The 18,477-nt window shown below is 58.2% G+C and carries 19 protein-coding genes; 14 read left to right on the plus strand and 5 right to left on the minus strand.

Annotation, left to right across the window (positions count from 1 at the left end; translation table 11 throughout):
* Positions 1 to 228: 228 nt before the first annotated feature.
* Positions 229 to 861 carry a hypothetical protein gene (locus G6R15_RS16590; RefSeq protein WP_164661095.1) on the plus strand — a complete coding sequence of 211 codons (633 nt, stop codon included), beginning with the start codon at positions 229 to 231 and terminating at the stop codon, positions 859 to 861.
* Between the two features lie 14 nt (positions 862 to 875).
* Here G6R15_RS16590 and G6R15_RS16595 read toward each other — a convergent pair whose 3' ends face one another.
* The 4 genes from G6R15_RS16595 to G6R15_RS16610 all read right to left on the minus strand — a co-directional run bounded on the left by G6R15_RS16595 (position 876) and on the right by G6R15_RS16610 (position 4,323).
* Positions 876 to 2,135 carry a TRAP transporter large permease gene (locus G6R15_RS16595; RefSeq protein ID WP_164661096.1) on the minus strand — a complete coding sequence of 420 codons (1,260 nt, stop codon included), beginning with the start codon at positions 2,133 to 2,135 and terminating at the stop codon, positions 876 to 878.
* Entirely contained in the window at positions 2,136 to 2,675 is a 540-nt protein-coding gene (locus G6R15_RS16600; protein ID WP_164661097.1) for a TRAP transporter small permease, read from the minus strand. It abuts the gene before it with no gap.
* Between the two features lie 67 nt (positions 2,676 to 2,742).
* A complete protein-coding gene (locus tag G6R15_RS16605) occupies positions 2,743 to 3,726 on the minus strand; it encodes a TRAP transporter substrate-binding protein (RefSeq protein ID WP_164661098.1) in 984 nt (327 codons plus the stop codon).
* Positions 3,727 to 3,780: 54 nt separating this feature from the next.
* Complete coding sequence (locus tag G6R15_RS16610; RefSeq protein ID WP_164661099.1) at positions 3,781 to 4,323, minus strand: 3-hydroxyanthranilate 3,4-dioxygenase; 543 nt, start codon at positions 4,321 to 4,323, stop codon at positions 3,781 to 3,783.
* A gap of 426 nt (positions 4,324 to 4,749) precedes the next feature.
* Here G6R15_RS16610 and G6R15_RS16615 point away from each other — a divergent pair, with 426 nt between their 5' ends.
* The 4 genes from G6R15_RS16615 to G6R15_RS16630 all read left to right on the plus strand — a co-directional run bounded on the left by G6R15_RS16615 (position 4,750) and on the right by G6R15_RS16630 (position 8,785).
* Positions 4,750 to 5,382: a cupin domain-containing protein gene (locus tag G6R15_RS16615; RefSeq protein WP_164661100.1), complete on the plus strand. Its 633-nt coding sequence runs from the start codon at positions 4,750 to 4,752 to the stop codon at positions 5,380 to 5,382.
* Between the two features lie 158 nt (positions 5,383 to 5,540).
* Entirely contained in the window at positions 5,541 to 6,875 is a 1,335-nt protein-coding gene (locus G6R15_RS16620; protein ID WP_164661101.1) for an NAD(P)-dependent oxidoreductase, read from the plus strand.
* Positions 6,876 to 6,945: 70 nt separating this feature from the next.
* Positions 6,946 to 8,250 carry an NAD-dependent dihydropyrimidine dehydrogenase subunit PreA gene (gene preA / locus G6R15_RS16625; protein ID WP_164661102.1) on the plus strand — a complete coding sequence of 435 codons (1,305 nt, stop codon included), beginning with the start codon at positions 6,946 to 6,948 and terminating at the stop codon, positions 8,248 to 8,250.
* Between the two features lie 175 nt (positions 8,251 to 8,425).
* Positions 8,426 to 8,785, plus strand: a complete 360-nt coding sequence (locus G6R15_RS16630) for a 1-deoxy-D-xylulose-5-phosphate synthase (protein ID WP_240336792.1) — start codon at positions 8,426 to 8,428, stop codon at positions 8,783 to 8,785.
* 61 nt (positions 8,786 to 8,846) lie between these two features.
* On the opposite strand, the gene G6R15_RS16635 is transcribed toward G6R15_RS16630, so the two are convergent.
* Positions 8,847 to 9,455: a TetR family transcriptional regulator C-terminal domain-containing protein gene (locus G6R15_RS16635; protein WP_164661103.1), complete on the minus strand. Its 609-nt coding sequence runs from the start codon at positions 9,453 to 9,455 to the stop codon at positions 8,847 to 8,849.
* Positions 9,456 to 9,638: 183 nt separating this feature from the next.
* Between G6R15_RS16635 and G6R15_RS16640 the strand changes: the two genes are divergently transcribed.
* The 9 genes from G6R15_RS16640 to G6R15_RS16680 all read left to right on the plus strand — a co-directional run bounded on the left by G6R15_RS16640 (position 9,639) and on the right by G6R15_RS16680 (position 18,471).
* Positions 9,639 to 10,889, plus strand: a complete 1,251-nt coding sequence (locus tag G6R15_RS16640) for a Zn-dependent hydrolase (RefSeq protein ID WP_164661104.1) — start codon at positions 9,639 to 9,641, stop codon at positions 10,887 to 10,889.
* Between the two features lie 82 nt (positions 10,890 to 10,971).
* Positions 10,972 to 12,426 carry a dihydropyrimidinase gene (gene hydA / locus G6R15_RS16645; RefSeq protein WP_164661105.1) on the plus strand — a complete coding sequence of 485 codons (1,455 nt, stop codon included), beginning with the start codon at positions 10,972 to 10,974 and terminating at the stop codon, positions 12,424 to 12,426.
* 57 nt (positions 12,427 to 12,483) lie between these two features.
* Complete coding sequence (locus G6R15_RS16650; RefSeq protein WP_164661106.1) at positions 12,484 to 13,278, plus strand: ABC transporter ATP-binding protein; 795 nt, start codon at positions 12,484 to 12,486, stop codon at positions 13,276 to 13,278.
* Positions 13,271 to 13,564, plus strand: a complete 294-nt coding sequence (locus G6R15_RS16655) for a hypothetical protein (protein ID WP_164661107.1) — start codon at positions 13,271 to 13,273, stop codon at positions 13,562 to 13,564. Before G6R15_RS16650 ends, G6R15_RS16655 begins: the two co-directional genes overlap by 8 nt.
* Positions 13,561 to 14,478, plus strand: a complete 918-nt coding sequence (locus G6R15_RS16660) for an ABC transporter permease (protein WP_164661108.1) — start codon at positions 13,561 to 13,563, stop codon at positions 14,476 to 14,478. The genes G6R15_RS16655 and G6R15_RS16660 overlap by 4 nt, the downstream gene beginning before the upstream one ends.
* Positions 14,479 to 14,560: 82 nt before the next feature.
* Positions 14,561 to 15,406 (plus strand): ABC transporter permease, encoded by an 846-nt coding sequence (locus tag G6R15_RS16665; RefSeq protein WP_164661109.1) that lies wholly within the window; start codon positions 14,561 to 14,563, stop codon positions 15,404 to 15,406.
* 78 nt (positions 15,407 to 15,484) lie between these two features.
* On the plus strand, positions 15,485 to 16,486 hold the full coding sequence (locus G6R15_RS16670; RefSeq protein ID WP_164661110.1) for an ABC transporter substrate-binding protein: 1,002 nt from the start codon (positions 15,485 to 15,487) through the stop codon (positions 16,484 to 16,486).
* Between the two features lie 541 nt (positions 16,487 to 17,027).
* Positions 17,028 to 17,741 carry an ABC transporter permease gene (locus G6R15_RS16675; RefSeq protein WP_164661111.1) on the plus strand — a complete coding sequence of 238 codons (714 nt, stop codon included), beginning with the start codon at positions 17,028 to 17,030 and terminating at the stop codon, positions 17,739 to 17,741.
* A complete protein-coding gene (locus G6R15_RS16680) occupies positions 17,734 to 18,471 on the plus strand; it encodes an ATP-binding cassette domain-containing protein (protein WP_164661112.1) in 738 nt (245 codons plus the stop codon). The genes G6R15_RS16675 and G6R15_RS16680 overlap by 8 nt, the downstream gene beginning before the upstream one ends.
* Positions 18,472 to 18,477 lie beyond the last annotated feature (6 nt).

The raw sequence follows: 18,477 nt of genomic DNA on the forward strand, positions 1-18,477 counted from the left end.
CGAGACAATTGAACTATGATCCAAGAAAGACGGACAGACCAAGACCCCAATTTACGCTGCCAACCGAAAGGACTGTTGATGTCAGAGCCTCGAGAGATTGCCCCCAAGCCCCTGGGAAGACGGTGTATTCGAAGTTTGGCGGCCGGCCTTTTATGTTGCATACCGATTTGGGCTGAGGCTCAGGACAATTGGGAATGGCGAATCGCACCTTATCTATGGGGCACATCCTTGTCCGGGCCGGTGGCCACTGTGCCGGGGTTGCCCCCTGTAGATGTGGATGCCAGCTTCAGCGATATCTTGGATAATCTGGATTTTGCCGGGATGGTGGTTGTTCAGGCGCGCAATGGGCGGTGGGGGCTATCAGGCGATGTGCAATACGTCAAACTGAGCGCGGCCAGCGGGCCTTTGGGGCCAACGTTTGGTCAAGCCAATGCAAAGATTCGCAACACAATTGTGTCGCTCTACGCAGATTATCAAGTGGGCCAAAGCCAGGAGCACGAGCTTTGGGTTTCAGGCGGGGTCCGACATTGGTCTGTTTCAACCGACCTGTCCCTGACGGCCGGCACCGCCGCCGCACGTACCGCGAACGGATCGGATAGCTGGCTCGATCCGGTCATAGGCATCTACGGACGCCGCGACATTGGCGAGCGCACCTATGTGTCCGGCTGGGCCTATGTTGGCGGGTTTGGCGCCGGTTCTGACAGTATGGTCGATCTGTTCGGCGGCGTTGGATATCAGTTCACGCCGACCACATCAGGCGTTCTGGGCTATCGCTATATGTCAGTGGACCGCTCCAACGGCAGTTTCCTGTATGATGTCGAACAACAGGGGCCGTTGCTGGGGGTCGTCTTTAATTTCTGACCCCCAACCTAGGCTCAAATCAACGCCGTGCTGAGGATCGGGAAGTAGCTCAGCAAAACCAGCACCACCGCGACCGCCAGCAGGAAGGGCCAAAGGGCGGCAAAGATGGTGAACGGGCGCACCCCGGACATGGCTGACGCGATGTAAAGGCCCACACCCACGGGTGGCGTCAGCAGGCCGAGAACCAGATTCAGACTTACGACAACCCCAAAATGGAAGGGGTCAATGTTGTAGGTGTTCATCGCAATCGGCAACAGGATGGGTGTGATCAAAATCAGCGCGGCGATGCCGTCGATCAGCATGCCAACAAATAGCAAGCACAGGTTCACGATCAGCAAAAAGGTGAACGGGTCCGACGTCACGGTCGAGATGAAGGCCGCCAATTTCTGTGGCAGCTCCTCATAAACGACAACCCAGCCGAACACATTGGCGGCGGCGATCATAAAGATCACCAGTGAGGAGTTTGTGGCCGTGCGTACAAACAGCTGACCCAGATTGCGCGGGGTGATTTCGCGGTAGAATAGCCACCCAACAGCAAAGGCGATGAGCGAGGCGACAGCGGCGGATTCGGTCGGTGTGGCAATGCCAAACAGGATGCCCCCCACAATGGCGATCGGGATCAGAAAGGCAGGCAGAGCGTTACGCAGCGCAATGGTCGCTTCGGGCAAGGTCATCCATTCCCCCTTGGGGAAATCCTTGGCCAACCCAATCAAGGCGACGACAACAAAGAACGTGCCCGCCAGAATGAGCCCGGGAATGATACCAGCGATGAACATGTCACCAATCGGCAATTGCGCCAGAACGCCGTAGATGACGAACAGCATCGACGGTGGGATCACCGGTGCCAACAGGCCCCCTGCAGCCGTGGTGGCGGCCGAAAATCCGGGGTCATAGCCCTCTTTTACCATAGCCGGGACCATGGCCCGGCTCATCACAGCGATCTGGCTGGCGGCCGAGCCGATGATGGCGGCCATGAACATATTGGCCAGCAGGTTGATATAGGCCAGCCCGCCCCGGAACCCGCCCACAAATACCCGCGCCGCGTGGACCAGACGTTGGGTCATGCCGCCTTCGTTCATCAGCTCTCCGGTAAGGATGAACAGCGGAATCGCCAGCAGGCCATAGTTTTCAACGCCAGAAAAGATTTGCTGCGCATAACTGTCATACAGCACCAGATTGCCGCTGTCGTAGATGTACCACAGCGCGGTCAGTGCCAGCACCAAGGCAATAGGGACAGAGCCGAACAGCAGAACAAGAAAGAGGAGAGGGGTCATTTACACGGCCTCCACTTGAGATGTCTTGCCGGGGTGCAGCAGGTTGGCACCCGAATGCAGTAGTGCACCAAGAGTAAAGAGCGGCATCACGAGCCAGATCCAGACCTTTTTCAACCCGATGGTGTTCGTGGGTTCGGCATAGATGAAATTGAACGTCTGGCCCTGGAACGCCTTCACGTCCCATCCCGCCTGCATCAATTGCAGTGGCATGAACCAGCGCAGGCAGATCCAGACCATCAGGCAGGCAAAGACAAAGATGGTCAGATCGACAAAGCGGTTGATCCAAGTGCGGCCCGATGCAGGCAGCATCTCGTTCAGGATCGTGACCGAAATGGCCGAGCGAAAGTGGATCGCGGCGGATGCGGCCAGGAACGTCATCCAGACCATCGCGTAAATCGCGGCCTCATCGACCCAATAGATCGCGTTGCCTGATGCGCGGGTGATGACGTTGAGAAGGATGAGCCCGGTAACCGATGCGGCAAATGCTGCCGCAAAGAAAATCTCGACCCGTGCCCAGAAGTGGGAAGCCCGATAGAGCATGTGCCTGCCTTTGGTATTTTAAGCAAACGGGCCGGTGCGTGACCGGCCCGAGCGCGTATGTCAGAGCTTACTTGGTCGCGTCTGCGGTCTTGCGCAGATCGGGCAGTGACGGTGCTTTGGCGGCCCAAATCTCTTCCCACTTGCCCATCACGTCACCGAAGTATTCTGCGTCTACGGTGTGCACGGTGATGCCCACGGTGTTCAGCTTGTCAGTCCAAGCCGGTGATTTCTCGATATAAGCGTCCAGCGTGGTGTCTACGTGCTTGGCCATCAGCTCGGACACCATCGCCTTGTCTTCGTCGCTCATGCCTGCATAAACGCGCGCCGAGATCAGGCCGACCATCGGGAACATCATGTGGTTCGAGATCAGCAGCGTGTCGGCGTGCTCATAGTACTTCAGCACGTTGATCAGTTCGACGTCCATGTCGATGGCGTCCACCTGACCGTTGGCCAGCGCGTCATAAACCGCGGGCAGGGGCATCGGCGTCGGGGCCGAGCCCAGTAGGTTGTAGAAATCCAGGATCGGGTCAAACGGTGTGATCCGCAGCTTCACACCAGACAGATCGGCGGCTGAATTCACCTCGCCCCGGCTGAGAATCTGGCGCATGCCCGCGCTGCCGTAACCGACACCAACAACGCCTGCCTCTTGTGGCAGAACGTCAAGCATACCCTTGGCGGTGTCCGAGCGCAGGATCGCGGCAGCGTGGGTCATGTCATTGGCCAGATAGGGGGCATAAAACGCACCCATGTTCGGCACCCGGTTTGACACTTCGGCAACTGTCATGAACGCCATGTCCAGCGCGCCGGTCTGCAATTGCTGCAGCATTTGCGCTTCGTTGCCCAGCTGACGGGCGGGGAACACGGTGACGCTGTGTTCACCGCCCGACTTTTCGGCCAGCTCGGCGCCAAAGGCCTCGGCGGCTTTGGTCCAGACGTGTGGCGGCGGCGTGATCAGGCCCAGCTTGAATTCCTTGGCGGTGGCGGGCAGCGCGGCCAGCACCAGCGCAGCGGCTGTGACACCCTTGGTCAGGCCCTTTAGGCTGATTGTCATGTTCTCTCTCTCCCTGATAGAATCATTGTTGTTTTTGGCGAGTTTAAGCGCGGATCAGAGTTTCACCCAACCCTCTGGCGGTTCCTTCCCTGGGTGAACCTCGCCGCAGCTTTTGCAAGTGCGTGCCTGTTCGTCGGCATAAAACGCCTGATAGACGGGCGGCAGGTCGCGGACGATGCTTTCCAGGATCAGCTCGGACCGATGCACCAGATCACCGCAGTTGAAGCAGTACCATTCGATGGCGTCTTGCTCGCCTGTGGGGCGCTTGGGCTCGATCACCAGACCAATCGAGCCCTCTTGCGGTCGCTGAGGTGAGTGGCGGACATGTGCGGGCAGCAGGAAAACCTCGCCTTCGCGGATCGGGACATCATAAAACGCGCCGCCCTCATAGAGCTTGAGCACCATGTCCCCCTTGAGCTGATAAAAGAACTCTTCGACCGGGTCGTCGTGATAGTCGGTGCGCTTGTTTGGTCCACCCACAACAGTCACCATCAGGTCCGCGTCCTCCCAGACCTGTTGATTGCCCACAGGCGGTTTCAACAGATGTTTGTGCTCGTCGATCCATTTCTGGAAATTGAAGGCGCTCAGGCGTGCCATGGTTCATTATCCTCCCAAAGGGGCCGGGCTGGCCATGCACCAAAGGTCGGGCAACCAAGGGCATTGGAACAAGGTAATTGTCCGAATGTTGATATCAAAAACATGGATACCTGTTTCCCTTGGCATAACTCACCCGGATAGGTGAAGAGCGGTTCACGACAGCAGTTCAAGTTGCTTCATGCTTGAAAGTTTAGGTTTAAAATATGTGCGCGAGTCAAGAATTTTTCTGAAGAGATTGTGGTTCACCGTTTGGGCGGGTTTTTACTGAGGCAGGTAAGGGGTTGTATTTGTTGTTGTTTGTAGCGGTGAAACGATCCAAGTTGCACAGACTTAATTCAGGCGTCATTTTACGTCGCGGTGATGAGCGTTTGTCTGATCCGACAAAAGACCCACATTCCAGACCGGATATCGCCCAAGGAGAGCCCCATGCGGATCAATGCCGACTTCACCAAGCGCGTCGCCGTTCACTTTGACGAAGCCGAGTGGGTGCCATCCCCCTCCGCAGGCGTCGAACGCAAGATGCTGGACCGGATCGGCGAAGAGGTGGCCCGCGCCACCACTATCGTGCGCTTTGCGCCCAGCAGTGCCTTTGCTGCGCATACCCATGACGGAGGAGAGGAATATCTGGTGCTGGATGGCGTGTTTCAGGACGAGTTGGGTGATTTCCCCACTGGCACATATGTGCGTAACCCGCCCACCTCCTCCCACACGCCCGCGACAAAGCCGGGGGCGACCATTCTGGTCAAGCTGCACCAGTTCGACCCGGACGACCGGACCGAGGTGCGCCAACCGATTGCTGGAGAGGGGCGGGTCGATTTGCACCGCGACGCGGTTGAGGATGTGCGGGTTGAACGGTGGGCTGCGGGTGAGGTGGTCGAGTTGGACGCCGGAGGCGGGCTGGAGGTTTTTGTGCTGTCCGGGAGCTACGTAGAAAGCGGCGAAACTTTCGTCAAATGGGACTGGCTGCGGGTGCCGCCCAACGGGGCGTTTCGGGCGGTCGCCGGGCCCGATGGGTCCGAAGTTTGGGTGAAATCTGGTCATTTGAACCAAATGATCTGATCTTTTGCTTATCCCTAACCTGATGAAATTTGCAGTAAAACCGGGCCATTGGTCCGGTTTTTTCAATTTTTTGACCCTTTGATAAATTTTACCAATTGATAAAAAATTCAAATGTGGCAGTCTGGAGGGCAAGAACAACATATCTCAGGGAGAGAGTGATGGCACAGGGCCAGACAGCACCCGGTATCGTGTCCGGGCGGCTATCCAGCGAAGACATTGCCGCGAACTTTGACGACCTTCACCCGGCGTACGCGCCGCACGAGGCCGCAGTTGCCGCAGATCGTTGCTATTTCTGTTATGACGCGCCGTGTGTGACGGCCTGTCCCACGGACATCGACATTCCGCTATTCATCCGCCAGATTCAGACGGGACACCCGCAGGCGGCCGCACAGACCATTTTGGATCAGAACATTCTGGGCGGCATGTGCGCGCGGGTCTGTCCGACGGAAACACTGTGCGAGGAATCCTGCGTCCGCGAAACAGCCGAAGGCAAGCCGGTCGAGATTGGCCGATTGCAGCGTTACGCCACCGACACCGTCATGTCGGCGGGCGTGCATCCGTTCGAACGCGCCGCATCCACCGGCAAGACCGTTGCCGTTGTCGGGGCAGGGCCTGCGGGTCTGGCCGCTGCGCACCGTCTGGCGATGCTGGGCCATGACGTTGTGATCCACGAGGCGCGTCCAAAGGCGGGCGGGTTAAACGAATTTGGCATCGCCGCCTACAAAAGCACTGAAAACTACGCCGAGGCCGAGGTCGATTGGTTGCTGAAAATCGGTGGCATCACCATCGAGAACGGCTCGGCTCTGGGGCAGGGCGTGACGCTGGCGGGTTTGCAAGAGGCGTATGACGCCGTGTTCCTGTCCATCGGTTTGGGCGGCGTAAACGCGCTGCGCGCTGAGGGGGAGGACAAGGATGGTGTGCGCGACGCGGTCGATTTCATCGCTGATCTGCGCCAGGCCGACGATCTGTCGGCGCTGCCAGTGGGCCGCAATGTCGTGGTGATCGGTGGCGGCATGACAGCGGTTGACGCCGCCGTGCAGTCGAAACTGCTGGGCGCAGAGAACGTCACCATCGCATACCGCCGGGGCCGCGAGGCCATGGGCGCCAGCCGGTTCGAACAGGATTTGGCTGCCTCCAAAGGTGTGAAACTGATGTTCAACGTCCAGCCGGTCGCCGTGCATGGCAACGGGGCTGCGACAGAGATCGAGTTGGAGTATACTTCATACACGGGCGGCGAACTGACCGGCACTGGCGAAACTGTCCGCCTGTCCGCTGATCAAGTGTTCAAAGCCATCGGCCAGACGCTTGAGGACGCACCTGGTGAGCTGACCTTGGACGGTCGCAAGATCGCTGTGACGGGCGCGGGCCGGACCTCGCTAGAACGTGTCTGGGCCGGAGGTGACTGCGCCGCTGGTGGCGACGATCTGACCGTGACAGCCGTGGCCGAAGGCCGCGACGCCGCGATGGACATTCACGCCAGCCTGAGCGCTTAAGCCGCGCCGCTGGATGTGAGTATGTATGACATGATGAAGGTGCAAGATTTGCATCAGAAAGGCCGGACAAATGGCTGATTTAAAAACAAACTTCCTCGGAATAGAAAGTCCCAACCCGTTCTGGCTGGCGTCAGCTCCGCCCACGGACAAGGAATACAACGTCCGCCGCGCATTCGAGGCCGGCTGGGGCGGCGTGGTCTGGAAAACACTGGGGGCCGAAGGGCCGCCGGTGGTGAACGTGAACGGCCCGCGTTATGGCGCGATCTGGGGCGCGGACCGGCGCTTGCTTGGGCTCAACAACATTGAGCTGATCACTGATCGACCACTGCAAACCAACCTGGATGAAATCACGCGCGTCAAGAAAGACTATCCTGACCGTGCGATCATCGTCTCGTTGATGGTGCCCTGCGAAGAAGCGGCCTGGAAAGCGATCTTGCCGCGCGTGATGGAAACCGGCGCTGATGGGATCGAGCTGAACTTTGGCTGCCCGCACGGGATGGCCGAACGGGGCATGGGCTCGGCCGTGGGGCAGGTGCCGGAATACATCGAGATGGTCACCCGCTGGTGCAAGGAAAATTACGACAAGCCGGCGATCGTCAAGCTGACGCCCAACATCACCGACGTCCGCTTTCCGGCGCGCGCGGCAAAAGCGGGCGGCGCGGATGCGGTCAGCCTGATCAACACCATCAATTCGATTGTTTCGGTCGATCTGGACCAGATGGCACCCGAGCCGATCATTGGCGACAAGGGCACCCACGGCGGCTATTGCGGCCCGGCGGTCAAGCCGATTGCCATGAACATGGTGGCCGAAATCGCCCGCTGCCCGCAGACCCATGGCCTGCCAATCTCGGCCATTGGCGGCATCACCACCTGGCGCGACGCGGCAGAGTTCATGGCGCTGGGTGCCGGCAACGTGCAGGTCTGCACGGCGGCGATGACCTATGGTTTCAAAATCGTCGAAGAGATGATTTCGGGCCTGTCGCAGTGGATGGACGAAAAGGGTTATGCCTCGACGTCGGACTTCATCGGCATGGCGGTGCCTAATGTCACCGATTGGCAGTATCTGAACCTGAATTCGATCTCGAAAGCCAAGATCGATCAGGACGCCTGCATCAAATGCGGCCGCTGCTATGCCGCTTGCGAGGACACATCACACCAGGCGATCGCGATGAGCGAAGACCGCACATTCACCGTCAAGGACGACGAATGCGTGGCTTGTAACTTGTGTGTCAACGTCTGCCCGGTCGAAAATTGCATCTCGATGGTCGAGTTGCAGCCCGGCGAGCTGGACGAGCGTACCGGTGAAACCGTGAGCGCGGACTACGCCAACTGGACGACGCATCCCAACAACCCGTCCGCACAAGCAGCCGAGTGAGGGGCGCCTTCAGCGACCGTATTTGGAACAAAAAGAACAAAGGGCGGTGCGATACGCGCCGCCCTTTGTTGTAGGCAGTGCCTTCTAACCGTATTGCTCTGCAAACTGGACTTTGCTGCCATTCGGTTTTCTTGGTATTTGGAAACCTGCGCGAACAACGGAATGGAATTTCCCAATGCGACACGCCGATCATTGGATGGAGAAGCTCGATCAAGATGCGACGCTTCCAAAGGAGTTTCGTCTAACACGGTCACGAATTATGTACATCGAATCCAAGTTTGAAGGGCTTGAAGGAGTTGCTGTAATCGGCCGTGTGTACTTCTCAAAATCAGGAAAAACCCTTTATTATAAGGGGCTTCGCTTCCAGAGTCTCAAGGGCGCCGGTTTCAAAGCAAACTACTTCGAAACTGCTAGCGGCGATTTTTATTGGATATCAGGACCTCGAAAAGATCAGAACGACAGGCTCTATGGGGGCAATCAAGGGGTCTTGGTCGATGACGATGTGCGCGATGAATACGAGACGCTGATACGCTAGAATAACGATATAGGTTCTCGGGCTCAGGACGGACCAAAGCGACACTCAGACATTGGTTTGCTTAGGGAGTGAGCAGCCGCAAGTAGAGCGTTTCAAGAAACGGGTCAGCACCGTCGAATGGATCCTCGTCGCCCAAAATTGCGCGGACTTGAACGTCGAAATCGGCATAGTGCTGGGTCAGCGACCAGACCGAAAACAGCAGGTGATAAGGGTGGACGCGGGCGATTTTGCCGTCCGCCATCCAGCGCTCCAGCAGTTTGGTTTTCTCGTCCACCAGTGTTTTCAGATCGTGGTTCAGCGCGTCGTGAATGCGGGGCGCGCCTTGCACGATTTCATTAGCAAACAGCCGACTTTCACGCGGGAAATCTCGGCTCATCTGCAGTTTACGGCGAACATAAGCCATGATCTCGGTCAGCGGCTCGCCGTCTTCATCCATCTCGCGCAGCGGATCCAGCCAGGTGTCCATCAGCTGCGCCAAAAGCGCGTTGTGCATGTCGACTTTGGAGGGGAAATAATACAGCAGGTTTGGCTTGGACAGCCCGGCCTCACTCGCGATCTGATCGACGGTTGCACCCCGGAATCCGTTGGCCGAAAACACGTTCAACGACGCTTCAAGGATCGCGGCACGGTTCTTTTTCTGGATCCGTGTCGGGGTGCGGTCCTTTGGCATGGGGCGATTGTCCTTTGTTGGCTGCGCGATTGCCGAGCAGATTGCATTTTTTACCAGCATTTTTGCAGACATGTGCCGCAATTTCTTGACTGGTGTCAAACCCGTGATAGCGTGAGTTTGACCGTTTGGTCAAATCACATACCAAGAGCGAGCCAATCGCAAGCAAGCAACAGGGGATGAGACATGGCAGCGCCTGCCGCGAATATGAAGATCAACGGCGAACGCCTGTGGGACAGTCTGATGGAGATGGCCAAGATCGGCCCGGGCGTCGCAGGTGGCAACAATCGCCAAACCCTGACCGACGAGGATGGCGATGGCCGCGCCCTGTTCCAAAGTTGGTGCGAGGCGGCGGGCTGCTCGATGGGCCTGGACCAGATGGGCAATATGTTTGCCCGACGCGAAGGGACGGACCCTGACGCGCTGCCGGTCTATGTCGGCTCTCACTTGGATACGCAGCCGACGGGTGGCAAGTATGACGGCGTACTTGGGGTGCTTGGCGGACTGGAAATTCTACGCACTCTCAATGATTTGGGGATCAAAACCAAACATCCCATCGTGGTGACCAACTTCACCAACGAAGAGGGGACACGCTATGCTCCGGCGATGCTGTCGTCGGGTGTGTTTGCGGGCATTCACACGCAGGATTGGGCGTATGAGCGCGAGGATGCCGAGGGCAAAACGTTCGGTGATGAGCTGAAGCGCATTGGCTGGCGTGGCGATGAAGAGGTTGGCGCGCGCAAGATGCATGCTTTCTTTGAGCTGCATATTGAACAAGGCCCGATTTTGGAGACCGAAGGCAAGGATATTGGGGTTGTCACCCATGGCCAGGGCCTTAGCTGGACGCAGGTCACGATCGAGGGCAAGGATTCACATACTGGTTCCACTCCGATGCCGATGCGCAAGAATGCGGGCCTTGGCATGGCGCGGGTGCTGGAGAAGGTGGATGAAATCGCCTGGTCCCACGCACCGCATGCGGTGGGGGCGGCGGGTCATATTGACGTTTATCCGAACTCACGCAATGTGATTCCGGGCAAGGTGGTGTTCACAGTCGATTTCCGATCGCCCGATCTGTCAGTGATCGAGGATATGGAGGCGCGGCTGCGGATCGAGGGCCAAAAGATTGCTGACGACATGGGCCTGAGCATCAGTTTCGAGAAGGTAGGCGGGTTTGATCCGGTGACCTTTGACGAAGGCTGTGTTTCGGCTGTGCGCAGTGCGGCCGAGCGGCTAGGGCATTCGCATCTGGATATCATTTCAGGCGCCGGTCATGATGCTTGCTGGATCAACCGGGTCGCACCTACGGCGATGGTCATGTGCCCCTGTGTGGATGGGTTGAGCCATAATGAAGCCGAAGAAATCAGCCGCGAATGGGCTGCAGCCGGGGCAGATGTCCTGTTTCATGCCGTTGTTGAGACGGCGGAAATCGTGGAGTGATTGGGGGCTAGCCCCCAAAACCCCCGGTGTATTTGAGAAAAGATGAAGAGGTGCGCGGGAGGCGCGCCAAGGGAGGAATGACATGAGCACCGTCATCAAAAACGGAACCATCGTAACTGCCGATTTGACGTACAAGGCCGATGTGCTGATCGAAGGGGGCGTGATCGCTCAGATCGGGCCGGACCTGAAAGGGGACGAGCAGCTGGACGCGACGGGCTGCTATGTGATGCCCGGTGGGATCGACCCGCACACGCATCTGGAAATGCCCTTTATGGGGACGTACTCCTCTGATGACTTTGAAAGCGGCACGCGCGCGGGTCTGGCTGGGGGCACGACCATGGTTGTGGACTTTGCGCTGCCCAATCCGGGTGAAAGCCTGCTGGATGCGCTCAAGCGATGGGACAACAAATCGACGCGCGCAAATTGTGACTATTCTTTCCACATGGCGGTGACCTGGTGGGGCGAGCAGGTGTTCGATGACATGAAGACCGTGGTTGAACAACGCGGCATCAACACGTTTAAACACTTCATGGCCTACAAGGGCGCGTTGATGGTGAATGACGATGAATTGTATTCGTCTTTCCAAAGGCTTGCCGAACTGGGTGGTATCGCCATGGTGCACGCCGAAAATGGCGATGTGGTGGCGGAGCTGAGCGCAAAACTGCTGGCCGAAGGCAACAATGGCCCCGAGGCACACGCCTATTCGCGCCCGCCGCAAGTCGAAGGCGAGGCGACCAACCGCGCCATCATGATTGCGGATATGGCGGGCGTGCCGCTTTATGTGGTGCATACTTCGTGCGAGGACAGCCACGAGGCCATTCGTCGGGCGCGTATGCAGGGCAAGCGGGTCTGGGGCGAGCCATTGATCCAGCATCTGACATTGGATGAAAGCGAGTATTTCAACAAAGATTGGGACCATGCGGCGCGGCGTGTGATGTCGCCACCTTTCCGCAATAAACAGCATCAAGACAGCCTGTGGAACGGGTTGCAGTCGGGATCACTTAGCGTTGTGGCCACTGACCACTGTGCTTTCAGCACCGAACAGAAACGATATGGCGTCGGCGATTTCACCAAGATCCCCAATGGAACCGGCGGGTTGGAAGATCGGATGCCGATGCTTTGGACCTATGGGGTGGGCACGGGCCGTCTGACACCGAATGAGTTTGTCGCTGTCACTTCGACCAACATCGCCAAGATCCTGAACTGTTATCCCAAGAAAGGCGCGGTTCTCGTCGGCGCGGATGCAGATTTGGTTGTATGGGATCCGGAAAAGAGCAAGACAATTCAGGCTTCTAACCAGCAAAGTTCGATTGACTACAACGTCTTTGAAGGCAAAGAGGTCAAAGGTCTGCCGCGCTTTACTCTGAGCCGGGGTCAGGTGGCCGTACATGACGGCGAAATCCGGACGCAGGAGGGCCACGGCAAGTTCGTCAAACGCGAGGCAAACACGCCAGTCAACCGCGCGCTCAGCAGTTGGAAAGAACTGACCTCGCCCCGACCGGTCGAGCGGACAGGTATTCCGGCCACTGGCGTGTAAACCGGAGTTGGGCTGCTGTATCAGCAGCCCGTTTCCCAGTCTTTACAAGGCGATAGAATGACTACTGAAAGCACCACCCAGCCTGTAATCAAGGCGAGGCAATTGGATCTGACGTTTCAAACCAACGACGGTCCTGTTCATGCTCTCAAGGATGTAAACCTTGATATCAACAAAGGCGATTTTGTCAGCTTCATCGGTCCTTCGGGCTGTGGCAAAACGACGTTTTTGCGCTGTATTGCAGCGCTGGAAACACCCACTGGTGGCACGCTCAGCGTCAACGGGATGAGTGCCGATGAGGCGCGGCGAAACCGGGCCTATGGCTATGTGTTTCAGGCGGCGGGGCTCTATCCTTGGCGCACCATTTCAAAGAACATCAAGTTGCCGCTTGAGATCATGGGATATTCCAAATCCGATCAAGACAAGCGCGTGAGCGAAGTTCTGGAACTTGTTGATTTGGCTGGATTTGGTGGCAAGTACCCATGGCAATTGTCGGGTGGAATGCAGCAGCGCGCGTCTATCGCACGGGCGCTGGCCTTTGACGCCGATCTCTTGCTGATGGACGAACCCTTTGGGGCATTGGACGAAATCGTGCGTGATCATCTGAACGAGCAGCTTTTGCAGCTGTGGGCGCGGACCAACAAGACCATCGGATTTGTCACACACTCGATCCCTGAGGCGGTCTATCTGTCGACCAAGATCGTGGTGATGAGCCCGCGTCCGGGCCGGATCACGGATGTGATCGAAAGCCCGCTGCCCAAGGAACGCCCCTTGGACATCCGTGACACTCCCGAATTCATCGAAGTGGCGCACCGCGTGCGTGAAGGCTTGCGGGCGGGGCATTCAGATGACTGACACAAACACTACGAACGGGTTTGATCTAGATGCGTGGGTGTGGGCGTGCTACAAACTGCGTTTGCTTCGTTACGCGATAATTGCGGGTGTGGGCATCGGGACACAGCTATTCAGCGTTTTATTCGGCGGCTCTTACCAAGTCGGACATACGGTGGGGCTGTTGGTGTTCTTTTTTTGCGCAGCATTCTTCATGAAACTTCATTTGGACGGCGAAGCACGCCGTGCCGAGCGTCGGTTCGAGGAGCGGATGGCATCAGAAGCTGAGTGCCGGGAGTTGGGAGCATGAAATCCATTCTGGCCGTTCTGACCGTCATCGCTGTCATCATCGCGCTTTGGTACGCCGCCTGCGTGCCGATGAACATCAAGGGTGTTCTGGTCGAGGCCGAGCGCGCTGGCGCCGAGGTGCAACCGCCATCTGCCAAAGTTCGCCGCGATATGGGTGAGATTGGTCTGATAATCGACAACAGCTTTGCCATCCCTGCCACTTGGGAGCAGGCCCGCCCGCGTCTGCCTGCACCCCATCAGGTTGCGACCGAGCTGTGGAATACCACGGTGGGCAAAAAGATTACTTCGAAACGTTCGCTGATCTATCACGGCTGGGTGACGCTGAGCGCGACGTTGCTTGGTTTCGCCATTGGTACGGGGCTGGGCATCTTGCTGGCTGTGGGTATCGTGCATTCGCGCGTCATGGATATGTCGGTGATGCCCTGGGCCATCGTCAGCCAGACCATCCCGATCATCGCACTCGCGCCGATGATCATCGTGGTGCTCTATTCCGTGGGAGTTCAGGGGATCATACCCAAGGCGGTGATCTCGGCCTATCTGAGTTTCTTTCCAGTGGTTGTCGGCATGGTAAAGGGGTTGCGCAGCCCTGATCACATGCAGCTGGATCTCTTACGGACCTACAGTGCCTCTCAATCGCAGGGATTCTGGAAGCTCCGCCTGCCGGCGTCGATGCCGTATCTCTTTGCCTCGCTCAAGATCGGTATCGCCGCATCGCTTGTAGGGGCCATCGTGGGTGAGCTGCCGACAGGGGCGGTGGCCGGTCTTGGCGCGCGTCTGTTGGCGGGGAGCTATTATGGTCAGACGGTGCAGATCTGGTCGGCGCTGTTTGCCGCTGCCATTCTTGCCGCTTGTCTGGTGGCGTTGCTAGGGCTGATCGAACGGATGGTTCTGAAACGGATGGGGATCGCGTCATGATGGAACGTTGGATTGGGGGCTCTGCCCCCGTCGCTCTGCGACTCCCCCGGGATATTTTCGGTCAGATGAAGGGGGCGGTTGCATGATTTTGCTAGGGCTGGCTTTTATGATCTGGATGGGCGCGTGGTTTTTGAACACGCGGCTGGCCGAGGGCCCACAGGCGAAGACGCGGGCAGTGCGGTTGCTTGTGCCGGTGATCTTTGGTGTGACCATCCTGATTGTTTGGGAAATGGTGGTGCGCGGGCTGGAGGTGCCTTTGGTGATCCTGCCGCCGCCGTCGATGATTGCCGATCGGTTCGGATCCTCGATGCCGATCTTATGGGCGGATTTTTCACAGACCTTCGTGAAGGGCGCGCTGAGCGGTTATATCATCGGGTGCGGTGGTGCGTTCCTGATGGCGATAGCGGTGGACCGGTATGAGTTTTTGCGTCTGGGGCTGCTTCCAGTGGGCAACTTTGTCGCCGCGTTGCCCATCGTGGGCACCGCGCCCATTCTGGTGATGTGGTTCGGGTTTGACTGGCAGTCCAAGGCGGCCGTTGTCGTGGTTATGGTGTTCTTTCCTGTGCTGGTGAACACGGTGGCGGGCCTGCGCGAAACCACAGCGATGCAGCGGGACCTGATGGAGACCTATGCCGCCAGCTATTGGCAGAGTTTTTTCAAGCTGCGCCTGCCCGCGGCGATGCCGTTCATTTTCAACGGGCTTAAGATCTCGACCACGTTGGCGCTCATTGGTGCAATTGTGGCTGAGTTCTTTGGCTCGCCGACGGTGGGCATGGGGTTTCGTATCTCGACGAGTGTGGGGCAGCTGGCGCTCGATATGGTCTGGGCTGAAATTGTGGTGGCTGCATTGGCCGGTTCGCTGTTTTATGGCTGTGTCGCGATGATCGAGAGATCGATGACCTTTTGGCATCCATCGCAGAGGGGGTAATCGGCGGGGATAAGAGCATATCAATTTCAAGACCCTGATAAACGGGGTAGAAAAACAAACCAACAAGGAGAAAAGACAATGAAAAAGCTACTGAGTGGTGCCGCTTCGGCCCTGGTGATGGGGGCCGCGAGCTTTGCCGCTACATCGGCCTTGGCAGCGGATGAGGTCAAACTGCAGCTGCAGTGGGTGACCCAAGCGCAATTCGCCGGGTATTACGTGGCGCTCGACAAAGGATATTACGGCGAAGAGGATCTGGATGTGACCATCCTGCCGGGTGGCCCGGACATCGCACCGCCGCAGGTGCTGGCGGGTGGTGGCGCGGATGCCATGCTGAACTGGATGCCGTCGGCGCTGGCAGCCCGCGAAAAGGGCCTGCCGGTGGTCAACATTGCGCAGCCTTTCAAGTCGTCGGGTCTGATGCTGACCTGCTGGAAGGACACCGGGATCACCGGGCCGCAGGATTTCAAGGGTAAGACCATCGGCGTCTGGTTCTTTGGCAACGAGTACCCGTTCCTGAGCTGGATGAGCCAGGAGGGGATCAGCACCGATGGTGGTGATGATGGCGTGACGGTTCTGAAGCAGGGCTTTAACGTTGATCCGCTGCTGCAACGCCAGGCAGACTGTATCTCGACCATGACATACAACGAATACGGTCAGGTGCTGGATGCGGGCGTGTCCGAGGATGAGCTGGTGACCTTCAAGTACGAAGACATGGGCGTCGCCACGTTGGAGGACGGGATCTATGTGCTGGAAGACAAGCTGAGCGATCCGGCATTCAAGGACAAGATGACCCGCTTTGTGCGTGCTTCGATGAAGGGCTGGAAATACGCCGAAGCGAACCCGGATGAAGCGGCAGGTATCGTGCTGGACAATGACGCCAGCGGTGCCCAGACCGAAGCGCATCAGGTGCGTATGATGGGCGAAATCGCCAAGCTGACTGCGGGCAGCAATGGCGCACTGGACCCGGCGGATTTCGACCGAACGGTAAGCACGCTGCTGGCCGGTGGTTCTGATCCGGTGATCACGGCAAAGCCTGAAGGTGCCTGGACACATGACATCACTGATGCGGCGTTGAATTAAGCTGCTGTACTAAGCGATTGGCAGCGCCCTGGGTTGGGGCGCTGCGACCTTGAGGCCCTAATTGTGTCTCATGTGCGTTGTGTAGCGGACACCGATGATCCGACTGCTGCTTCAATTTCCATTGTTTTCAGAGGCGCTCCCGCCCGTCGTCGATGTTCCTGACGGAACAGCTCCTCCTGTTGGGCCGGGCATTGCGCTTTGCGCAATGCCCGGCCCAGAGCCGCCAGCGGTGCCGACGCAGTCGGGATCGCGCGGGTGCGGGAGTTTCCCGGGTTTTTAGTTGGTGCTTAGCTGCGGGACGCGAAGAGGCAGCTGAAATGTGTCGATCGACGCATCAACACGCACGCTTTTCACAATCGCGTTGAGCCATTTAGCAGCCCACTGTCCAGAGCATGGATTTCTGGTTGACCCGCGATCAGTGGCGTCGCGCGCTTTTTGTGTGTGGTTGGTCGTTTCTGATGTGGAAATGAATCCCGCATATGTTAGGTTTCTGATGCATACCACTGAAGAACCTCCACAAAACATCAATCGAACGTAAATAATGCAGGATTTCACGCAAGAATTCATAATCGCACTTAAGCTTGTCGGGACCGGTGATCCCGAGCTGTGGGCGATTGTTCTGCTGTCACTCAAGGTTTCTGTTTTGGCGGTGATCATTTCGGCTCTGATCGGCATGCCTTTGGGGGCTGGTCTGGCGGTGGGACGGTTCCCGGGGCGTCGGGTTCTGATCGTGCTGATCAACGCTTTGATGGGTTTGCCGCCGGTGGTGGTGGGGCTGTTGGTTTACCTGATGCTGTCCCGTTCGGGGCCTTTGGGCGTGTTGCAGTTGCTCTACACCCCCACGGCGATGATCATTGCGCAGGTGGTTCTGGTGACGCCGATCATCGCGGCCCTGACGCGGCAAGTGGTCGAGATGTTGGCCACCGAATATGACGAACAGTTGCGGTCCTTGGGCGTGTCGCGCCTGTCGTCAGTTCCGGTATTGTTGTGGGACGGGCGGTTGGCGTTGATGACCGCTCTGCTGGCGGGTTTTGGTCGCGCCATCGCCGAGGTGGGCGCGGTGATCATTGTTGGTGGCAATATCAACCATGTGACCCGCGTGATGACGACGACCATTGCGCTAGAGACCTCCAAGGGCAATTTGGCGCTGGCCCTTGCTCTTGGGGCGATCCTGATTTCTCTTGCTGTGAGCGTCACGGGGGCAGTGAGCGTGTTGAGCCTGCGCGGCGAGCGTCAAGGGGTGGGCCATGCGTGATTATCAGGCCCCAAGCGATCACCCGATCATCAGCGTCCGTGGGCTCTGCATTGCACGGGATGGCAGGGCGATTCTGGATGTCGATCATCTGGATTTGGACGGTCCGGGGCCGACGATCATTCTTGGCCCGAACGGGGCCGGCAAGAGCCTGCTATTGCGCTGTCTGCACGGATTGATCACGCCGGACGGTGGTGCGGTCAGCCAGAACGGGCAAGCACTGACCGATCAGGTGCGGGCCGGACAGGCGATGGTGTTTCAGCGCCCTGTACTGCTGCGTCGGAGCGTAGCAGGTAATCTGGACTTTGTATTGCGACGTCGGGGGCTGTCGCGCGTGGCGCGCAAGGCGGAACGCGAGGCGCTGCTGGCGCAGGGCAGGTTGGCCGACAAGGCGCGACAATCGGCGCGGTCCCTGTCCGGGGGGGAGGCGCAGAGGTTGGCAATTTTGCGGGCACTGGCCTGCAAGCCTGCGGTGCTGTTTCTGGACGAGCCAACCAGTGCGCTGGACCCAGAGGCGACGCAGGAGGTCGAACAGATGGTTCTGCGAGCTTCGGGGCAAGGGTTGCGGGTGGTGATGGTGACACATGACATCGGCCAGGCACGACGCCTTGCGCGGGAAGTGGTGATGATGCATGGCGGGCGCGTGATCGAAAAGGGGCTGGCCGCGCAGTTGTTTTCAGGACCCCAAAACGATTTGACCCGGCGGTTTCTATCCGGCGGATTGATGGTGTGACCTCGA

The organism is Tropicibacter sp. Alg240-R139, from assembly GCF_900537075.1.
Classification (GTDB): domain Bacteria; phylum Pseudomonadota; class Alphaproteobacteria; order Rhodobacterales; family Rhodobacteraceae; genus Falsiruegeria.